Annotated in this window: 11 protein-coding genes; 6 read left to right on the top strand and 5 right to left on the bottom strand. The window is 40.5% G+C overall.

From position 1 onward, the window contains the following. The first annotated feature begins 1 nt into the window (after nt 1). The 5 genes from CBM24_RS04915 (at nt 2) to CBM24_RS04935 (ending at nt 10,342) form a co-directional block, all read left to right on the top strand. Nucleotides 2–3,340 carry a SusC/RagA family TonB-linked outer membrane protein gene (locus CBM24_RS04915; protein WP_075991237.1) on the top strand — a complete coding sequence of 1,113 codons (3,339 nt, stop codon included), beginning with the start codon at nt 2–4 and terminating at the stop codon, nt 3,338–3,340. 21 nt (nt 3,341–3,361) lie between these two features. Then, nucleotides 3,362–4,681, top strand: coding sequence for a RagB/SusD family nutrient uptake outer membrane protein (locus CBM24_RS04920; RefSeq protein WP_088160372.1), 1,320 nt, complete (start codon nt 3,362–3,364; stop codon nt 4,679–4,681). A 73-nt stretch (nt 4,682–4,754) separates the two neighbouring features. Continuing rightward, nucleotides 4,755–5,480, top strand: a complete 726-nt coding sequence (locus CBM24_RS04925; RefSeq protein WP_075991239.1) for a LytR/AlgR family response regulator transcription factor — start codon at nt 4,755–4,757, stop codon at nt 5,478–5,480. A 230-nt stretch (nt 5,481–5,710) separates the two neighbouring features. Continuing rightward, nucleotides 5,711–8,821 carry a SusC/RagA family TonB-linked outer membrane protein gene (locus tag CBM24_RS04930; RefSeq protein WP_088160373.1) on the top strand — a complete coding sequence of 1,037 codons (3,111 nt, stop codon included), beginning with the start codon at nt 5,711–5,713 and terminating at the stop codon, nt 8,819–8,821. A gap of 36 nt (nt 8,822–8,857) precedes the next feature. Beyond that, nucleotides 8,858–10,342 (top strand): RagB/SusD family nutrient uptake outer membrane protein, encoded by a 1,485-nt coding sequence (locus CBM24_RS04935; RefSeq protein WP_088163455.1) that lies wholly within the window; start codon nt 8,858–8,860, stop codon nt 10,340–10,342. Between the two features lie 340 nt (nt 10,343–10,682). Here the strand turns inward: CBM24_RS04935 and CBM24_RS04940 are convergent, their stop codons facing one another. Together CBM24_RS04940 and CBM24_RS04945 are read right to left on the bottom strand one after the other, a co-directional pair. Beyond that, on the bottom strand, nt 10,683–11,864 hold the full coding sequence (locus CBM24_RS04940) for a PepSY-associated TM helix domain-containing protein (RefSeq protein ID WP_088160374.1): 1,182 nt from the start codon (nt 11,862–11,864) through the stop codon (nt 10,683–10,685). 1 nt (nt 11,865) lies between these two features. Continuing rightward, nucleotides 11,866–14,196, bottom strand: coding sequence for a TonB-dependent receptor (locus CBM24_RS04945; protein WP_088160375.1), 2,331 nt, complete (start codon nt 14,194–14,196; stop codon nt 11,866–11,868). 285 nt (nt 14,197–14,481) lie between these two features. On the opposite strand from CBM24_RS04945, the gene CBM24_RS04950 reads away from it, so the two are divergent. After that, entirely contained in the window at nt 14,482–15,357 is an 876-nt protein-coding gene (locus CBM24_RS04950; RefSeq protein ID WP_088160376.1) for a glycerophosphodiester phosphodiesterase family protein, read from the top strand. Nucleotides 15,358–15,367: 10 nt separating this feature from the next. Here the strand turns inward: CBM24_RS04950 and CBM24_RS04955 are convergent, their stop codons facing one another. The 3 genes from CBM24_RS04955 to CBM24_RS04965 form a co-directional block, all read right to left on the bottom strand. Further along, nucleotides 15,368–15,793 carry a tetratricopeptide repeat protein gene (locus tag CBM24_RS04955; RefSeq protein WP_088160377.1) on the bottom strand — a complete coding sequence of 142 codons (426 nt, stop codon included), beginning with the start codon at nt 15,791–15,793 and terminating at the stop codon, nt 15,368–15,370. Nucleotides 15,794–15,893: 100 nt separating this feature from the next. Continuing rightward, entirely contained in the window at nt 15,894–17,333 is a 1,440-nt protein-coding gene (locus tag CBM24_RS04960) for a SusD/RagB family nutrient-binding outer membrane lipoprotein (RefSeq protein WP_088160378.1), read from the bottom strand. Between the two features lie 137 nt (nt 17,334–17,470). Continuing rightward, nucleotides 17,471–20,590 (bottom strand): SusC/RagA family TonB-linked outer membrane protein, encoded by a 3,120-nt coding sequence (locus CBM24_RS04965; RefSeq protein ID WP_198386038.1) that lies wholly within the window; start codon nt 20,588–20,590, stop codon nt 17,471–17,473. Between the last annotated feature and the right edge of the window lie 400 nt (nt 20,591–20,990).

Below are 20,990 nucleotides of genomic sequence, written 5' to 3' on the forward strand. Positions count from 1 at the left end.
AATGAATAAGTTTTTAATACCGTTGACCTTCATGTGTGTGCACGTTGCGCATGCGCAGGAATCCAGGGAACTGAAAGGAAAGGTTTTGGATGCGGTCACGTTAAAACCGGTCGTGGGGGCGACGGTTGTCGTTGAAAGTTCGGCAGTAGCAGAAGATATCGGTGTACCTAATCAGGTGCAGCAGTCGGCATTGGGTTCATTGACCGATGCGGCTGGTGAATTTCGCTTAAAAGTGCCTAGTAATTTAAAGTATGTAACGATTAGCTATGTCGGGTACCAGCGTATTCAGGTGCCGGTATTTCAGGATCATAAGACAATCTTGCTTCAGCCAAGTGGTGAGTCCTTGGATGAAGTGATCGTAACAGGTTATACGGATATCAAAAAACGTAAGAATACGACGGCTTACAATAAAATCAATGTAGCGGACATCAAACAGACGGGGGTTGCATCGATCGATGAAATGCTTGCTGGTCAGGTGGCAGGTTTGCAGTTGAGCAATTTTAATGGCGGCCCCAATAGTGCTCCACAGATCCGTATTCGTGGTACTGTATCACTCAATGGCACACAAGATCCCTTATGGGTGATTGACGGACTGCCGATTGAAGGTACGGCAATGCCAAACCGAATAGAGAAAGATGATCTTAATAGCTTGACAAATCTTCCTATTGCAGGCATCAATCCCGATGATATCGCCGATATTACCGTTTTAAAAGATGCTGCGGCGACTTCAATTTATGGTGCCCGGGCCGCAAATGGGGTCATTGTGATTACCACAAAAAGAGGTAAATCTGGTCCCGCAAAATTGCAGGTGTCAGCAAATACCTTTGTGACGCAACGTCCGGATTTCGGTAAACTCAATCTGATGGATGCTAATGAAAAAGTGAATTTTGAGTTATTGATGGCCAATCGTACGGATCTCAATTATCGTACGGATAAGGGCGCTGTTATGCGGATACTAAATAAAGCAAATGCATTGGATGCTTATCGCACCGGTGGTTTAGCAGCTTTGTCACCGGAAGTACAGCAGTCGATCAGTCAATTGCGCACGCAACAAACGAATTGGGGGAATGAATTATACCGTCAGGCGGTCAATCAACAGTATTCCGCGTCTATTTCAGGCGGTAATGATGGGCATCGCTATTATTTGTCAACAGGTTTGTACGATGAAAAAGGTGCTACAAAAGCGGTAGATCTTCGTCGTTATTCATTGACATTAAATAACGATTTTACAATCAACGATCGGTTTAAAGCTGGTATTAATATATTAGGATCAGTTTCGAATAGACAAAATCCGATTCAGGATCGTGATGCTTTCACGAACCCAAGTTATTATGTGCGTTCGGTTAATCCATATCTTTCAGTTTATGATCAATCTGGGAAATTTAACTATGATCCAGATATCGAGGGCTTTGAAAGAGATACTTATATCCCATTTAACGCAATTGAAGAGCGCGATAATACCAAATACACGTTAACAAATAAAGCACTGAAAGCAATCAGTTATTTGGAATACGCTATTTTACCACAGTTATCCCTGAGAACAGAGCTTGGTTTGCAATTTGATGAAAATAAAACTGAAAAATTTGCAGATCAGGAAAGTTATAACACCCGAAAATTGCGTGCTGCGACCCGCTACTACGATGCCGCCAGCAAGACAAATAAGTATTTTTTGCCTACTGGTGGGACAATAGAAAATTCCAATAATAGCGTTTTCCAATACAATTGGAAAACTTATTTAAAGTACAACAAAACCTGGAACGATCGCCATGAGCTGGAATTGATGGGAGGAACGGAACTGAGACGGAGCAAGAGTGAAATCGTAACAACGAAGGGATTCGGGTACAATCCGGCAACATTGACGACGCAAACACTTGTTTTTCCAAATAGCAACTACCAAAATGACTCAAGGTTTGTACAGTATAAAAAAGGATTTGTAGAAAGCTCATATGCCTCGTTCTATGGGAATGCGACCTATACTTTTGATCGGAAATACAATGTATATGCAAGTATTCGACAAGATGGTTCTAATATGTTTGGTGTTGATCCCAAATATCGTTTTCTACCGATTTGGTCTGTTTCGGGATCATGGAATGTGCTAGAGGAAGAGTTTATTAAAGGAAAAACCGCTTTGTCTGATCTCCGAGTGCGCGCGTCTTACGGTACGCAAGGAAATATTGATCGCAATACTTATCCTTTTATTGTTGGTTTTTATAATAACATTACCATGTTGCCAGGAAATAATGAAGGAACTGTATTTGTTGAGATGCCTGCTAATGATAAACTTCGCTGGGAAAAGACCCAATCTTATAATGCTGGGATTGATTTAGGCCTATGGAAAAACAGATTAAATATTACGGTTGATTATTATAACAGAAAGAGTACCGACTTAATCGATTATAGTGCAATACCTTTGGAAAACGGTTTCCAAAACGTAAAAGTTAATTGGGCCTCAGCAAGAAACCAAGGCGTGGAATTGACGATATCAAGCCGTCAGATCCAAACGGATAAATTCTCCTGGTCAACGGACTTTAATATTGCACACAATAGTAATAAATTATTAAAAGTACTCGCTGATCCAAAAGCCTATGCGCTTGAAACACAGGAAGGGCGTCCAATTAATGGCCTATACGTATTGGAAACGGCTGGTTTGGATAAAGATGGGGTGATGCAGTTCAGAAATCAGGATGGATCCGTTTCGAGCTTTGAACAGTTTTTTGGATTATATGATCCATGGGCGGAGTTTTTGCCAGGTTATATTTCGCAAACCGATATGACCGCTGCAGAATACCGTTCTAAATTTAAATACAAGGGTAGTAAAGATCCGAAGTTTATCGGCGGAATGACCAACCGTTTCCGTTATGCTAATTTTGATCTCGCAATTTCTGCTGTGTTTAATTTGGAGCGTTGGGTAAGCCGTACACCGACTTATAATCCGGCTCTGGTAGACCGTGGTCAGAATTATACAACAGATCTTTTGAAGGCACTGCAAGAGGGTGGTAATATGCCTGCTTTGGGAAGCATAAGTTCTGAATTCAATGATCGCTGGATGGCCTATGCTTGGTTGGAAAGCAATGATCCAATTAAATCATTCAATCTCTATGATATCTGGGCAAAGAAAATGAGCTATGTCCGCATCAATAGCATTCGTTTAGGTTATACACTCCCTGCTGCATTAAGTAAAAAAATTGGTACAAGCAATTTACGCGTGAATGTAGAAGGACGTAACCTATTTGTCTTTGGAGCAAATTATGACGGATATTTTGATCCTGAAACTTACGGTAATTATTATGCACAACCGATCAGCAAGTCTTTTGCCTTCGGTCTGTCAGCGAGTTTTTAATTCTTTTAATTGATTTATAACATGAAAAAGATAGTTTATTTTGGAATGATCATGGCAGCCAGTGCATTGAATTCCTGCGATAAATATTTAGATATAAAACCGGTAGGGACGGTTATCCCTACTTCGGAAAGTGATTTTAGAGGTTTAATGACAAGCAGTTATGCAAACTTTCCTGCACATAAGTCCTATTTGTCCTTGCGGACAGATGAGCTATTGTTGGATGAAAGTTCGACTGATGCCGCTAGAACCAAAGATATTTATCTTTGGAACGATCAAAATCCTGATCCGACAACAATTGCTTATCCCTATCTGACATTTTATAGTAGTATTTTTTATACCAATCAGGTCATTAGTACAATCGATGAAAAGTTGGCTAGCAATGCAGCAGTGGACCAAATCAAAGGAGAAGCTTATCTGATGCGTGCTTATGCTCATTTTGAGTTATTAAATCTCTACAGCGAGGTCTATTCGGCGAGTAATGCAGGGCTTCGGGGCGTTCCTTTATCGACAAAGATTGACCTGGAACAACGTTTTGTACCTGTGACCATTGGAGAGTCTTATGCGCAGATCCTGGCTGATATGGGAAAAGGGACAGCTTTACTGACTGTGGATGATCAGGCAAAAGGTGTTAATTATCGCTTTAGCAAACGCGCTGCTTTTGCCATGGCCTCACGCGTTCATTTATATCGCGGTGAGTGGCAAGAAGCAATTGATGCCGCTAAAAAAGCTTTGGTTATAAATGACAAATTGGTTGATCTCAATGCTGCTGGAAGCCTACTTCCGAATGATTTTGAATCAGCGGAGATGATTATGGCTTTGGAAAAAGTATCTGTTCCTGGAGTACGTACAAGTTCCTTTATTTCACCGGCCTTGTTAGACAGTTATTCTGCAGGCGATTTGAGAAAAGGTCGTTACTTCCAAAAAAGTGGGGGCGATTATGTATCCCTCAAAGGTGGGGACAACCGTTTTAATGTGAGTTTTAGAAATGCTGATCTTTATTTGACGTTGGCCGAATGTTATGTTCGTCTGGGAAATACAGCAGAAGCATTAAAATATCTGTCTGCTTTAAAGAAAAACAGATTTACCGCAGATGCCTATGCCAAAGAAACTAAGGCTGACGCAGGTTTGTCAAAGGAGCAATTGCTAGATGCGGTTCTGCTGGAACGCAAGCGTGAACTGGCGCTAGAGGGATTACGGTGGTATGATCTAAAACGGACGACAAGACCGGCGATCACACACAGTAGTTTCGGCAGAACGGTAACACTGCAGCAGAACGATCCTCGTTATGTGATACGTTATCCACAGGAAGCAATCAATAATAATCCCGATCTGTTGAAATAATCTATTTTTTTAAATCCTATATATATTAATCCATTTTCTTTTTAGGAAATGGATTTTTTATTACATTCAACCCATGGGATGGAAAATACTGATTGTCGAAGACGAAGACTGGGCTTTTGTAGGCTTAAAGGAGATGTTGACTGCGCGCTATGGAGAAAGTGAACTGACCTTTACCAATGCAAAAGAGGTTCAGGAAGCGGTGGTGACAATCAATAGAAATCAATTCGATCTGATTTTTATGGATATCCACCTGATGGATGGGCTGAGCTTTGAAATTTTTAAGCAGGTATCTATCGATGTGCCGCTTATTTTTACGACGGCTTACGAACAATATGCCTTGGAGGCCTTCCAAAATAGAGGGTATGCCTATTTGTTAAAACCTTTCGACAGCGACGAGTTGACTGAGGTCATGAAACGTATCGAACCGCTACTACCTAAAGTAGAACCTCGGCTCAAACAGCGTTTTTTAGTGAAATATGGTAATTTTTTAAAGTCGCTGGCCATTGCTGATATTGCTTATTTTATGGCAGAAGACAAAGAGTTGTATGCTGTAGAAAAAGGATCTGGAATTGCATATATTATTGAAGATACCATCACTCATCTCGTTACACAGGTAGATCCAACAGTTTTTTTCCAGATCAATCGTAAATTTCTTGTTCGAATAGATGCGATTCAATCCATGTTAAAAATTAGTCGAAATAGAATCAAATTAGCGTTAATGCCCTCAACTCCAGCGGGAATTGTAGTCATTGTTAGTGAGGAACGATCTCCGAAGTTTCAAAAATGGCTTGATCAATAATAGTAAGTTAGCTTACTAAATGACTTTTATAAGCTTAGTTTTTAATTTTAAGTACTTTATTTATAGTGTTTTGTGTTTTAGCGAAACAAAATCTATTAATTCAATAGATTTTGTTATATATTTGCGTTTCAATAAAAACTACTTATTCAGTAGATTTTATTGGAATGCAAGGAGCCACTGTGTTTTTTGTATTTAATCACACTTAACTTATTTAGTAAAGCATTCTTACGATGTACGCAAAACTTAAATACATTCCTATTGCTGCGATAGCATTATCAGGTGTCAATATGAACAGGTTGTATGCTCAGCAGCGGGCTATACAAGGAAAAGTTGTTGATGCCAAAACCGGTCACCTACTTCCTGGAGTAAATGTTCGCATTTCGGGGCAAAATCAAGGAACCTTAACGAATTCAAAAGGAGAGTTTACAATCAATGTCACAGGTGACGTATTACCTGTATTGGAATTTTCCTTTGTAGGTTATGAATCTCAACAGCTAAAAGCAACAAGTACAAACTTAACATTGTCCTTGAAACCCTCCAGTACAGATCTGGAAGAAGTGGTGGTGGTGGCTTACGGTACTGCCAAACGTACAAACATAACGGGGTCGGTCAGTACGGTGAGCAGCAAAGCTATTGAAAATAGACAGGTATCAAATATTACGAAGGCCCTGGAGGGACAGGTACCGGGCTTACAGTCCGTAGCGTCCTCGGGACAGCCAGGTACTGAAGCAGCCATCCGTATTAGGGGTATCGGCTCCATTAATGCCTCCAGTTCACCTCTGATCGTGTTGGATGGTAGTCCTTATGCCGGGGATATTAACTCCATCAATCCGAATGACATTCAGTCTATCTCTGTTTTAAAAGATGCAGCATCAAGTGCACTTTACGGATCCAGAGGGGCGAATGGTGTGATTATTATTACTACTAAGTCTGGTGTGTCTTCCGACAACACCAAGATTAATCTCAATTTTACACAGGGCTATTCAACCCGTGCAGTTCGTGACTATGACCAGGTATCGACCGATGAATATTTTCAGCTCTATTGGGAAGCTTTGAGAAACAAAAACCTGTCAAATGGCCTTACAGCAGAGCAAGCGGCGTCCAACGCAAGTAAGACCGTATTGACAGATTTAAATATCAATCCGTATGGCAGTCAATACCCGCAGCCGGTCGGAGTAGATGGTAAGTTGGTTGCCGGAGCTAAGACACTATGGGATGATCCATGGACCGACGTATTGCAACGTACGGGAGTGCGTACACAAGCAGATCTAGGGTTTAGTGGTGGTAGTGCCAAAAGCACCTATTATATTTCGGGTGGTTATCTGAACGATCAGGGGATAGCGATTGAATCTGGATTTAAAAGGTACAACCTGCGCGCAAATCTTGACAGCAAAGTGAAATCCTGGTTAAATGTCGGTCTCAATATAGGTGGTAGCAGTACACAACAAAAATATCCGCAGTCTGAGGACAGCAATACGGCAAACATTATAAATTTTACGAGACTGGTGCCATCTTTTTATCCATACTATGAGCGCAATGCGGATGGTTCATTTGTGCTTGATGGAGCCGGAAATAAGATTTACGATTTTGGAGAATATCGTCCAAGTGGTGCAACACCACGTAATAATTTAGCTGCTTCTCTTCCTTTGGACAGAAATGATATCCGTCGGGAAAATCTATCTGCCCGGACTTATCTGGAAGTGTTGTTTTCCAAAAATTTAAAATTTAAGTCGACATATAATGTTGATTATATCAACGGGAATACACACGACTATACCAATCCTTTGTTGGGAGACGGTGTGAATACGGGCGGGTATGTTTATCGTTCAAATGTGCGTACCGTAGCGCAGACCTGGAACAATTTATTGACTTATGAGAAGCAGTTTGGCTTACATTACCTCAATGTATTGGCCGGTCAGGAATACTATGATTTTAATAGTAGCAATATCAACGGTAGCAGACAGCAATTTGTGCTCCCTTACTTTGATGAACCTGCTGCGGCATCACAACTCAATAACTTCACGGGATCAAGTGCTGGGTATAGGCTATTGAGTTTCTTGGGAAGAGCGGAGTATAATTATGATAACAAATATTATTTATCGACTTCGTTACGTACTGATGGTTCGTCGCGCTTTTCGCCAGCAAAACGTTGGGGAACATTCTGGTCTGTGGGTGGATCTTGGAAGCTGAAACAGGAAGAATTTTTGAAGGATAACACAACGATTGATCAGCTGACGGTAAGAGCAAGTTATGGTGGACAAGGAAACGATAATTTAGGTACCTATTATGCTTATAAAGGACTTTATACCATTGCAAATAGTTTGGGTAAAGGCGGAACGTATACCGGTAGGTTGGCTACACCAGATCTAAAATGGGAGTCGAACCTCAATTTGAACGTAGGTGTCGATGTATCTGCATTTGAAAACCGGGTTTCATTGAGTGTGGAGTACTTTAACCGTCGGAGTAAGGATTTGCTGTTCACCATGCCGATGGCTTATTCAACAGGCTATACGGGCTATGATGCAAATATTGGAGCGCTGAAAAATACCGGTATCGACGTGGATATTCGTACTGTCCCGGTTCGAAATGAAAATTTTAAATGGAATTTAGACGTCAATCTTTCGCATTACAAAAACAAGATTACAGCTTTGCCAAAAGATAACAAACCGATCATTACGGGGAATAAGCTTTTGCGTGTAGGCGGAAGTATCTATGATTTTTATCTGCCGGAATGGGCTGGAGTAAATCCAGATAACGGTCTGCCTCAATGGTATACCGCTGATAAGGACGGTAATAAAACAGGTGAAAAAACTTCGGAATACAGTAAGGCCGGTAATTTTATTGCCGGGACTTCATTGCCAGATCTTGTCGGTGGGATTCAAAACAGTTTCACTTACAAAAATTTTGATTTGTCTGCTTTGTTGAGTTTTAGTTTGGGTGGACAGATATTAGATAACGATTATATTCAGCTTATGCATAGCGGTAATAATCCGGGACGTGCTTGGTCCAAGGAGATCCTCGAGCGCTGGACGCCTGAGCATACGCAGACCGATGTGCCTAAATTGACAACAGATAACTTGAATTGGACTTCTTCGTCCACACGTTTTCTTTACAGTGGCACTTATGCACGCCTTAAAAATGTGAGTTTGGGCTATAGATTACCTTCGGATTTATTGAAGCGGATAGGTGTAGAAAAACTTCGTGTCTTTGCAACTGCCGAAAATCTATTGACATTTTATGGTCATCAAGGAATGGATCCAGAACAGACGGTGAATGGGGCGACCTATTTTCGCTATCCGGCAATGCGAACAATCTCTGGTGGTATTCAGCTTGTTTTTTAATGCCTTATTGTTAATCTGAGAATTTAAATGAAAATCATGAAACTAAAAATTATATATATCATATTGGCGCTCTCTCTAGTGAATGCATCATGTAAGGATGCGCTTGAGTTGGATCCGACCACTTCTGTGCCGGAAGGTGAAGTGTTTAAAAATACCGACAATGTTGCTACGGTGATCAATGGTACCTGGAGGTATTTAAATGATACCTATTTTACTTATGCCAATCCAGGTTATACGGCGGTAATGCGTACAAGTGATGCAATGGGAAGTGATGTTGCGGTGACGACCAAATATGGTTATCGCGATGCGTATGCATTTACCGAATTAACAAACAATCGTTCTAATCGCGTTAATTCTTTTTGGATAATGCTGTATAAAGTGATCGATAATATGAATAATGTGATCGCGAAAGTGGATGGAGCTGAGGGATCTGTCGAAACCAAGAATGTATTGAAGGGAAGAGCGAAAGCATTGCGCGCGTTTTCTTATCTAAACCTGGCGACTTTTTACCAGTTCAGTTATCTGAAAGATAAAAATGCCAAGTCTGTTCCGATCTATACCGAACCCAGTACATTGTCGACTGAAGGAAAATCAAGGTCAACACAGGAAGAAGTGTATGAACTTATCTTGAAAGATCTCAAAGACAGTGAAAGCTTGTTGGCTTCTGCTAGTAGAGCGGATAAATACGAAATCAATGCGGATGTCGTGTATGGTCTGCTTGCGAGAACCTATTTGCAGGTAGGCGAATGGAAGCTAGCCGCTGAATATGCTGAAAAAGCAGCTCAGAAGTATAATTTAATGACTCCGTCAGATTATCAGGCAGGTTTTAATGATCTTGGAAATAGCGAGTGGATTTGGGGACATCAGCAGACTAACGAGCAAAATGTGGCAAGTTATACATTTCATTATTTGGATGTGTCGTCAGCTGGATCTTATTACTATAGTTTTATGGCCGATCCTTATTTTAAAGATTTATTCGATACCAGTGATGTGCGTTACGCTTTATTTGAATGGGATAATTTACCTGGTCGGGAAGGTTTCCTACGGTATAAGAAGTTTAAGTTTAAGTCCAATTTAATTGGAGATATTGTATACATGCGTGCTTCTGAAATGGTTTTGATTGCGGCTGAAGGTTATGCAAGAGCTGGTGAAAACGATAAAGCGGTAGCAGCGCTGAATAAATTACGGACGGCTAGAAACGCTAAGCTGTTTTCAGGAAATGATAATGGACAATTAATTGCTGCCATTCTTGTTGAAAGACGCAAGGAACTTTGGGGTGAAGGATTTGCTTTGTCGGATATTCTTCGGACTCAGGGAAAGGTTGTGCGTAAATCCTATCTTGATGCTGAGGGAAAACCTATTCAAGTAGAAATTGTGGGTGCAGACGGTAAGCCTAAGCTGGTTAATGGTCAAGGGCACCGGATTATTAAATTTCCTGATGGTTCTAATTTTGTAGAAAACAGTCCTTATTATTTGTTTGCTATACCATACGAAGAGACGGTGCGAAATCCGAATCTTTAGTATGTTAGTTGTTGGTTTGTTATTGAAGAGATCCGGTGCACTTCTGTGTATCGGATTTTCTTTTTTTCTCACGCGACTTTCTTTTTTGGCTGTGTGCTTTGCTTCCTTTTGTTGAAGAATGCTTCCTTTTTTTAGTGTTGCCCTGTTTGCGCGGCTTAGCGTTGGGATCTTCTCGGTTTAAAGACTGTCGTCTTTTTGTCTTGTATGTTGTTTTTTCAGATGGTGTATCGCATTCCTATAAATTGCACAAGAGATGGTGTCAGTAAATAGGGTAAGGGTTAGTTTTCCACATTATGTTAATAACGCTGTTGAAAACCTGTTTAAAAGAAAAATGCAGTTATTAACAGTACTTATTAACATTATGTTGATAACCTTTCTTTTTCTTCTTTTTGCTTTTGTTCATCCAGATGATATATCCTGTGATGGGCAAGGAAGCACAAAAGAGACTAGCTAGGCAAGCGATAATTTTTGTTGTGAGTCCACCGATGCCACCGGTATGAATATCATAGTTAAGTGCACCGAGCTTATCCCCATACTGCAATTCGTTGCTGGATTTGACTGCCGTAAGACTGCTGTCTTCTTTATTATAATAAAGCCAATCAAATACACCGCTTCGTTTTTCATGATGTCTCACCTGTATATCCATCGCTGTTTCGGTTTCTTTTTTTAGTCGGATCGACATCATTTCAGCATCCGGATAATTTGTCAAGGCATACCGTAGCGCATTGTCCTGAAATTTCTTTTCCACAGGGGGCAAGGGGATAGGGGAGCTGTGTGTGGAAGAAGCTGTTGGCGACTGCAATAAATTGAATGTTGCGATATAGGTCTTTTTGAAATCCGGAAAAGCAAAAGCGAGGCCCGTAATGGCAAAAATCAATCCGATAAATAAACTGTAAAATCCGATGACATTGTGGAGGTCGTGGTTCAGTCGTTTCCATTTTACTTTGGTATCTAACCAAAAACTGCGCTTAAGATTCTTGCCCTTCCATTTTTTTGGCCACCAAAGAACAATGCCACTAAGTAAGATAAGGACAAAAATGGCCGTTGACCAGGCGACGATCGGATGGCCATATTGCTTGCCTAAGAGGAGGTTTAGGTGAAGCTGAAGCACCAGTTGAAAGAATTCTGTTTTTGAATTTTCTACTTGCTGTACTTGACCAGTATATGGATTGATGAAAACGCGTTTGTAATAGCGGTAATAATTCCAATGACCAAATGCTTTTTCGTCCGTTTTTATGGCACGAAATACCCAGGTACGATTCTTCGAAGGATAGAGATCAACCCGCGTGATTTTTTGATTTTTTTCGAGGCTTTTCTGTGCGCTGTAAAGAAGTGCGCTTAAAGGTAGCGGAGTTTTTGAGTGGTTGGTTGTATCGGAGATAAAATATTTTTCAGGATAAGCCCAGAGCTTGAGCTCATCCTGAAAGGTGTATATGCTGCCCGTCAGGCTTAGGATGAATACCACAACTCCGGTGATGATTCCGAGCCATTTATGCAACCAAAGAATGACGGTTTTAAACATATTAGAATTTGTAGTTGATGTTAAATGAGGCCAGCATACCTTGTCCTTTGACGTATTCTTCATTTAAGGCACGGTATTGACTGACAACAGGGTAATAGTTTTTATTGAATAAGTTCTCTACCCCCATGCCGATAGACCATTGTTTGTTTACTTGGTAATTTCCGTTTAAGTTAAATAGGTCAACGGTCTTAACGGGGCCTTCGCTGTTTTTGTATACGCCTTTATCGTTTGGAAGAAAGCGATCCCGGGACCCGGTATGCACCCAAAAAAGCTGAAAGGTTAAGGGTTTTATCGGAGTATAGTAGATGTATCCCGTTGCTTTGTCTGGCGAGATACGTGAGCCATTGAGGTAGGATTTTGATCCATCGTCTTTTTTTGACTTTCCTTCCACATAGGCATAGGTTCCACCGATGGTCAATTGAGGCGAAATATTAGCGCTCAATGCAATTTCGTACCCATACACATCTTCTGGAAGGCGTTGTGGCATCAGGTAACCACCAATATCCACTAGTTCAACGCCCATTTTGGAAGTACTGTAGTAATAAGATGCTGATAGCTGGAAAATGCTGTAATTGCTTGAGAAACCGATTTCGTAATTATTGGTGATAATAGGGTCGGTTTTTAGGCTATCTAAATCATTATCTGTTGCCCGACGTACAATACGACCGAGTTCATTGATTGCGAAACCTTGTGAGAAACTTACGAAGGGATTAAAGATCGCGAATTTGTTGTAACGCAAACCTGCATTGAAGGTCGCTCCTTTGTAGGGGATATTACCTCCTTTTACGGCAATACTTCCTTCGTTGTTGGGCCCTGTAGCAATGGTATTGAAATCCTTTATTTTGACTGTTGCATTTTCATAACGTACACCGCCTTTAAAGATTAAGTTTTCTAGGAAATCAATTTTTACCTGGGCGTATGGAGCAACGTTTAACATGTTCATATAGGGAATATAGACCCTGCCGTCGGTCAGATTTTGATCTGTTACATCATTTAGTAAATCTACACCATAGGTGATATCTGCATTTGAACCCAATACCTGAAAAGGTGTGTTTAAGTTAACGCGTAAGCCTTTTTTCTCCGAATTGATTTGTGTTTGTCCTGGACCATACCATGCAGAAGCTTTCTCGACATAACGGTTCATGGATCGAAATGTATTGTAGTATGCAGAAGCAGTTAAAGATGTCGACGCGAATAGATTACTTTTAGTATAGGTCAACATGGCATTGTGGTTATATGGAGTTCCAGCAGGTTTACCTGGATCTTCGCCTTTCACGCCTATCGTTGGCGTTTGACCATATACACCTGTTTGGCTGATGTATCTGTTGTGTTGGTTACTTCGGTAGAAGTTGTATACTGCCGTAATATTGGAACTGCTATCGATACGGTACCCGACTTTTAGAAACGCATTGTATTGATAGGTGTTCGAAAGACCGTCTGTCTGACCGAGGGGAACCCCGTCACCATCGCGTTGCAGACCAACGTAATCGGCGGATCCACTGACGGTATAATTCCATTTATTTTTTTGTCCGTATAAAGTTTGTCCTATGCGATAGCCCATGGTACCGGCGCTATGAACTGGATTGAAAGTAGTTCTAACACTTGTGATCCCTTGTATCGGAGCTGCGTCTTTCGATGGATTGCGTGTAATGTAGTTGATAATACCGCCTGCGGAGCCATTTCCATAGATAGATGTAGCACCTTTGATAACCTCAACCCGTTCGATGACACTCGGGTCAATGGTCCGAAGATCACGTTGTCCATTCATCAAAGGCGTTGATTGTGGAATACCGTCGATCAAAACAAGCACAGATCTCCCACGAAGTGTTTGTCCGGAGTTTGTCGCTTTATTGGTCGATGTTCCAAGACCGGGGACAGTATTCCCTAAAATTGTTGAAAGATTGGTGCTGATTTGGCTTTGGGCCTCAATTTCTTTTGTGGTCAAGATCGTTACTGAAGAAGGGACAGTGGAGATGCTTTCCGGCTTACGTCCTGCTGTTACGATAATCTCATCTAACACTTGGGTAGAATTAAGCTGAACTGACAATGGACGTTGAACGGTATCTAAATTGACCATTTTTTCAACCGTTGAAAAGCCTGTATATGATACCCGCAATTGAATCGGATTATTCGAAGGTCTTTTGGCAAAAATGAATTGTCCAAGTTGATTAGAATAGCCGACGCTTTTTCCGTCAACTTTGATATTCGCTTGGCTTAATGGTTTATTGTCTCTGTCTTTTACGATAAGGGATAATTCTTGTGCATGTAGCTGCGCACTTAATAGCAAAAGAATTCCACTGCTGAACATCATATATCGTGTTCTGTTTTTCATGGTAATTTATTTAGATCAAATATAAATTAATGCGCAAATATAGTTTATTTTATAGTTGTGCCAACAGCTATATTATATTTTTTTTAATTTTTAGAGATGGTATACAGTGATTTTCAGGTACATTTTGCCACAGTGGATGAGTTTGATCTGCTAGGCTCATGTTTACAGACTAGCTTGTTTACATGAATTGAATGTTTTGTTAACGATTTATTGATCTTGGATGATTAGTTTAGCATGTTGTTTTGTGTATCAAAGGCTTAAGAATTTTAACGTAATTATAAATCCATGAGAAGAACATTTTTCACTTTTTTTCTTTTTGTTTCGTCGTACTCAGTAGTCGTCGGACAAAAAATCCATTCACTTGAGTTTGCTTCTCCAAAGGCGATGCGTGATTATTTTACCTATGCTAAAGATAAAAAAATTGTAAGTGGTCATCGGGGAACGATGGAGGCTGGACTTCCTGAAAATTCGATTGCGGCATTTGAAGCCGTATTACGAAAAACACCGGCTATTTTTGAAATCGATCCGCGTTACACCAAGGATAGTGTTGCTATTTTGATGCACGATGCGACATTGGATAGAACCACAAATGGAAAAGGAAAAGTATCTGACTATACCTGGGATGAACTGCGTAAGCTGAAATTAAAGGATCAGGCTGGAAATATTACCCGGTATGGTATTAACACACTTGATGAAGTCATTCAATGGGCAAAGGGTAAAACCATCCTCAACTTAGATAAAAAAGACTTACCATTGGCGGCTACAGCAGCAATACTAAAAAAAAACAATGCCTACAGTTGGGTATGGGTTACGGTACATAATACTGAACAGGCAGCGTTTTATTTGGCGCAGAATCCAGAACAGTATATGTCCATGCATATTAAAGATCACGCTGCATTGGAAAAATTTAAATCTTCTGGATTACCCTACGACCGTATGATTGTCTATATTGGGCCAGAACTAAAGGATTCCAATCAGGCGATGTATCAATTCTTCAACAACAAAGGTGTGATGTGCATGATTTCAGCGGCGTCCACCTACGATAAGTTGCAGACAAAGACAGAACGCGCCGAAAAGTATAGGGCCATATTTGCGGAAGGAGCCTCCGTTCTTGAGTCGGATCTCCCTATGGAAGTCGGTGAAGTAATCGATTCGTTTTAACGGATTATGATCAATCCAAATCGATATTGTCATCTAAAAATTTAAGATACTTAGGCGATTCATCTTCGAAAATGTCTCTTCCTTCCATCATATAGGCGCGAAGAAGATATTCCTGGGCAGACTCGCTATTATTGTCTTCCAAATAGCACTGTCCTAAGCGCAGCATGATAAAGGGGTTTTCGTAGGCATTTTCGATAATGTTTTGTTTTGCCTTTTCAAAATGAGAGAGGGCATTGTCAAAATCGTCCAGTAAGAAAAAGGCATCTCCTATGGAAGCTTCGAGCCAAAGACTTTCCGCATGAACATGTTGTGGACTAGGGACTAAATCAAGTGCTTCGGTCCACACCCGGATCGCCGACTGGTAGTTGCCTTCATCACATTGGATGTTTCCTTCCTCGCTAAGTTGGTCTATTCTGTCTAATGTTTGATCGTCCATAACATTTTATTCTTTAGAGTGCTATACGAAGATAAGAAATCTACAGAAAAAAGCGGAAAAATAACTTCTTCCGCTTTTTTAAAATTGTTTTAACCTACATTTATTCTACATCAAACCACAATTTAGTGAGTAAAGTATTGCTGCCCTGGCGTGCGATTGCTTCCTTATAGCTCGTTCCGTTGAGTGATTGTTCGGTTCCGGGATACAGAAACCGCAAAGGAATTTTGCCGTTTAAAGCGCCGGCCTTCGCAGGTGTTAATTGCGGATAATCTAACCGGCGCCATTCTGCAAAGGCCTCTAAGCCCTGTCCGTACAAGGCAATCCACTTTTGTTCCCCAATGGATTTTTTGTAGCGGTTGGAATCGAACTTAATGGCTGTCTGGCTGAGGTAGCTAACGATTTGGTCATTGCTAATGTTGTATTGTTCCAAAGAGGCACGGATTGCCTTTTGGTAATAATCTGCTGCATCACCTGTGATAAATCCTCTGCCGACTGCTTCGGACAAACTAAAAAGTGTTTCCGAAAAGCTTAAGATTACTGCTGGAGCATGTGGATCTCTAAAATAGATACCTGGTCTTGAAGTGCGAGCGAAGCCCAAGTTACTAGCGTCACTTGCTGTTAAACCATTTGGTACTCCGATATATTTTTCTGGCGTTGAGGTAGTGGTCGTATCGGCATAAATACCCAAACGCGGATCGTTGAGTGAGCGCAGTTTATCGACAATTGTCTTACTGACTCTATAGTCCTCCCGTGCTTCAAACGATGCACTGACCGGATTGCGATAGGGTGCGTCGCGGTAGATAAGCTGTGCATTGTCTGCATTTGAGGTCAAATATCCACTTCCCTCTGCGGCAATCTCCTGTAATGTCGTTTTGGAGAGATTTGGTAATCGATCTGCGATACGTAAAGCAATGCGTAGACGAAGTGCATTTGTAAAACGCTTCCATTGCGCGATGCTACCATTATAAATAATGTCTCCTTCAATATTTTTTCCATTCGGATTTAATAAAGCCTGAGCACTTTTCAGATCGTTTAATACGCCTGTGTATACTTTCTCTTGCGTATCGTAATGCGGTGTAAGATAGACGTCAATGTTTCCGGCTTCTGTATAAGGTATTTCACCGTAGGCGTCTGTAAGTAACGAAAATACCCAAGACTGTAGGACGATTGCCACCCCCTTATAGTTATCATTTCCTGTGTTTTCCGCCAGTTTTTGAATGATTTTCAATTGACTTATGCTTTTCGAATACCAAGTGGACCAACCTTCGTTAAAATCATTATTTGTAAAGATGTAACGGTCGGGGTCAGTATATTGTATTCTCGCCCAATGTTGAACAAATAAAAGGCTAGACGCAAGGTTGTTACTTATACCCCAGTAGCTATCTGTTGTCGTCTTAATTGTACTGGTTAGCAGGTAGGCAGGCTGAGGAGTTTCCGCTTCATTCTGATTTTGGTTTACTTTTGCTAACTCGTCTTTACAGGACGTCGTTAGACCTAGTAAGAGAAAAAGTCCTGCTATATGTTTGCTATTTATTTTCATTTTCTAATCGTTATTTGTTTATCAATTATCTGTTATCAACTGTACTTGTGCCTTATCTGCTTTGTAGATGTTGATTGCCAGTTATTTGTATAAATCCGTAAGTTTTGTTCTATTTTTAATTCGATTGTTCCATTTTCTTAAAACTTCAGGTTCAAATTGAAACCAAAGCTTCTCGTAGTGGGCAATTGCAAACTTTCCAAACCTTGGGCATTTCCTGTATTAAAAGCTGTTTCCGGATCAATATTGGGGGCATTCTTATGAATAATCCACAAATTACGACCTACTAAAGAGAAAGATGCTCCCTGAAAACCAATTTTGGAAATCCAGCGATTAGGTAATTGGTAGCCTAATTTTACTTCGCGTAATTTGACATAAGACGCATCGAATACATTTGCTTCATTGGTTCTGTATAATGTTTTATAATATTGTTGTGCCGAAACAACTTTTGTATTTTCTGAGCCATCTGCATTCACACCATCTGCAATGATACCGTCATCGTATGTTATACCGTTCAGGGTATAGCTTAAGCCACCATGTTCAGCATCTCTTCCAGGAAGGGTAGAGGCTAATACCCCTGTGCCTGTACCTGTGGCATTCGTGCCAGAATACAGTTTTCCACCATGTTTGATGTCGATCAAAAAGCTCAGATCAAAATCTTTGTAACGGAATTGATTGGTAATTCCACCTAACCAGTTCGGTGTAAATTTTCCAAAATAATGGTTGACAGGGTCAGTAGCAGGAGTCCCATCTGCATTGACAATAATACGTCCAGCTTCATTTCTTAAAAAGCCGGTTCCGTAGAGAGTTCCATAAGGTTTTCCGACTGCAGCCAAAACCTGCACCGTTCCCGAAGAACCGATCGTATAGCTTTGTAGCAACCCCGCATCGTCTAATTCTACCACTTTACTTTTATTTGTAGCAAAATTTACATTGATGTCCCATTGAAAATCCTGTTTTTTTATCGGGGTAACTCCGAGTTGAATTTCCAACCCTTTATTGTTGATTTTTCCGGCGTTGACTAGTTGTTTTTTGTAACCAGTTGAAGGGCTTACATCGACGCTTAGGATTTGATTGATACTATTGATATTGTATAAACTTAGATCCAAACGTACCCGACTTTTGAGGAATGCCAACTCGGTACCTAATTCAGTAGAGGTTGTTGTTTCCGGTTTTAAATCTGGATTTTTCTTAATGTCATTGACCGATAATTGTGGACTATTTCCGTAAGGAGCGCTAAAAAGATAAGAATCGATCAAGTTGAACGGATCGGTATCTTTACCTACTTTAGACCATCCTCCACGTAATTTCCAAAAAGAGAGTACATTGCTTTGAATGGAGAAAGCATCTGTCAGTACGATACTTGCGTTTGCTGATGGGTAGAAATAAGATAGATTGTCAACAGGTAGGGTTGAGGACCAATCATTACGTGCCGTCAAATTCAAAAAGGCATAATTTTTATACCCCAATTGCGCGGAAGAAAAGATGCTGTAAGCTTTCAAAGGACTATATTCACCTGTTGAAATTAAAGCATCTCTTGAGTTTGCCAGTGTATATACATCTGGTACTGCCAAACGCGGTGCCTTCTGGTTATTCCTTTGTCGGGACTGGCTTCGTATGTTTCCACCTCCTAGGATATCCAATGTGAAATCATTGGAAAGGGGACGGTTATAATTCAGCGTAAACTCTGTATTATTTTCATTTACTGTGTATGTGTCCTCTTCGTAAGATCCATAGGGCGTACCATTCGTGCCATATGCGATCCTAATTTTGCGTCGATCTGTATAATAATCGTTGCCCGTACGGAAGTTTGCCGTCAAATACTTATTGATTTTATAGTTCAAACCAATATTGCCAAAAATGCGGTCGCGTTGTTGCTGAACCGTATTCTCTTCCGCAATGAAATACGGGTTGCTATAATAACTATTGTTCCAATTGACTAGATTGCCGTTAGCATCCCGATAATTTTTTAGACGCGAAACATCCACTTGTCTTCCAAACCATGTAAATTGTAACATGTAACCATTAGAACGGAAACCACCTACACCAGGTAAATTACCAGAATTCGTACGCACATAGTTTGCATTAGCAGTAAGCGTTAGATCTTCTGTGATTTTATAACGGGTATTGATATTGAAATTATTTTTTTCAATGGAAGAATTGGGAACAATCCCCGTTTGATTGCTGTTATTATAGGAGAAACGGTAATCAATCTTCTCAGTCGCATCGGCAATTGAAATGCCATTATTTAAGGTTCTTCCCGTGCCAAAGAAACTCCTGACGTTATCCGGGTGTGCTACGAATGGCACGGCTTCACCATTGGAATAAAACTGAGGAATCAGTCTGCCGTCCATCTTTGGACCCCAGCTTTCGTCCACACCATCATTGATACCCCCGCCCTTGCCATCTACATAGCTGAATTTTCCATCGGCACCCTGTCCAAAAACATTTTGATAATCGGGTAAAACGGCGAGTCGTTCGATTGTATTATTTGAATTGATGTTTATTCCCAGTCCTTTGCGTTTTTTTCCAGATTTTGTCGTAATCAAAATTACCCCAGCAGCGGCCCTTGAACCATATAATGCAGCAGCATTGGGGCCCTTTAGTACACTGATCGATTCAATATCTTCACTGTTGATGTCTGAGATTGCATTGGCATAATCCCGATTACCGCTCGTACCCAACTGGGAATTATCAACGGGGGTTCCGTCGATCACAAATAATGGCTGATTATTTCCTGCAATTGATGTTTCTCCACGAATAATAATCCGGGAAGACCCCATATTACCTTGACTATTTGTGACTTGAACACCTGCAACCTTTCCAGCAAGTGAATTGACTAAATTACCTTCTTTTGCTTCGGAAAGATCCTTTCCTTTCAGCTCCTGAATAGAATATCCCAATGTCTTTTTTTCTTTCGAGATATTCAATGCCGTCACAACCACTTCGTCTAGTTGAGAAGTCGTTGGCAGAAGTTGAACCGTGGTGAAACCTGTAGTATTGGTTTGAACAGTCTTAGTTTCAAAGCCAATATATTGAATGCTGATGTTAAGTGAGCTTCCGGTCGAAGGGAACTCAAATAGTCCATTTACATCTGTTTGAACCTGTTTTTTACTGTTTGTTTCGGTAACTGTAGCCCCTTGAATAGGATTATTATTGTTGTCGACTACCTTTCCTTTTATAGTGGTTTGTGCGTATAGTGCACCAGTACTAAGACAAAGCGCGGCCATTACGACAAAATTTATGTTGTTTTTTGCCATACTAATTATAATAGTGAGTTTATTGTTTGAGTTGAGTTATAGGAGATATTTGAAATTTACCTGTAAAAACATCCCCTTAGGACATTCGTTTTTTAAGGATATTATCTGTATGCTGTTTCATGTGTTAAAAAATGTTAATGCAAATATATAAAATCTACCTGATAACTATACTTTGTTTTTTTGTTTTTTGTAATTTTTGAGTCAGAATGATAAGATGCGGTTTTTATAGGTGAGGAGTAGCTGGGGCATCAAGTTTTTTTTCTTTTCGGAACACCTTCTTGTTTTCTTTGCAATATGTTGCCTGTCAGAATATTGATTGGTAGGTGCGAATCGTAAGCGACAACGCACGGATTGTAAATCCTCGTATTTTCGAATAAGAAAGGGCAATGTTCTTGTGTCT

The organism is Sphingobacterium sp. G1-14 (genome assembly GCF_002196555.1).
In the GTDB taxonomy this organism is placed as follows: Bacteria; Bacteroidota; Bacteroidia; order Sphingobacteriales; family Sphingobacteriaceae; genus Sphingobacterium; species Sphingobacterium siyangense.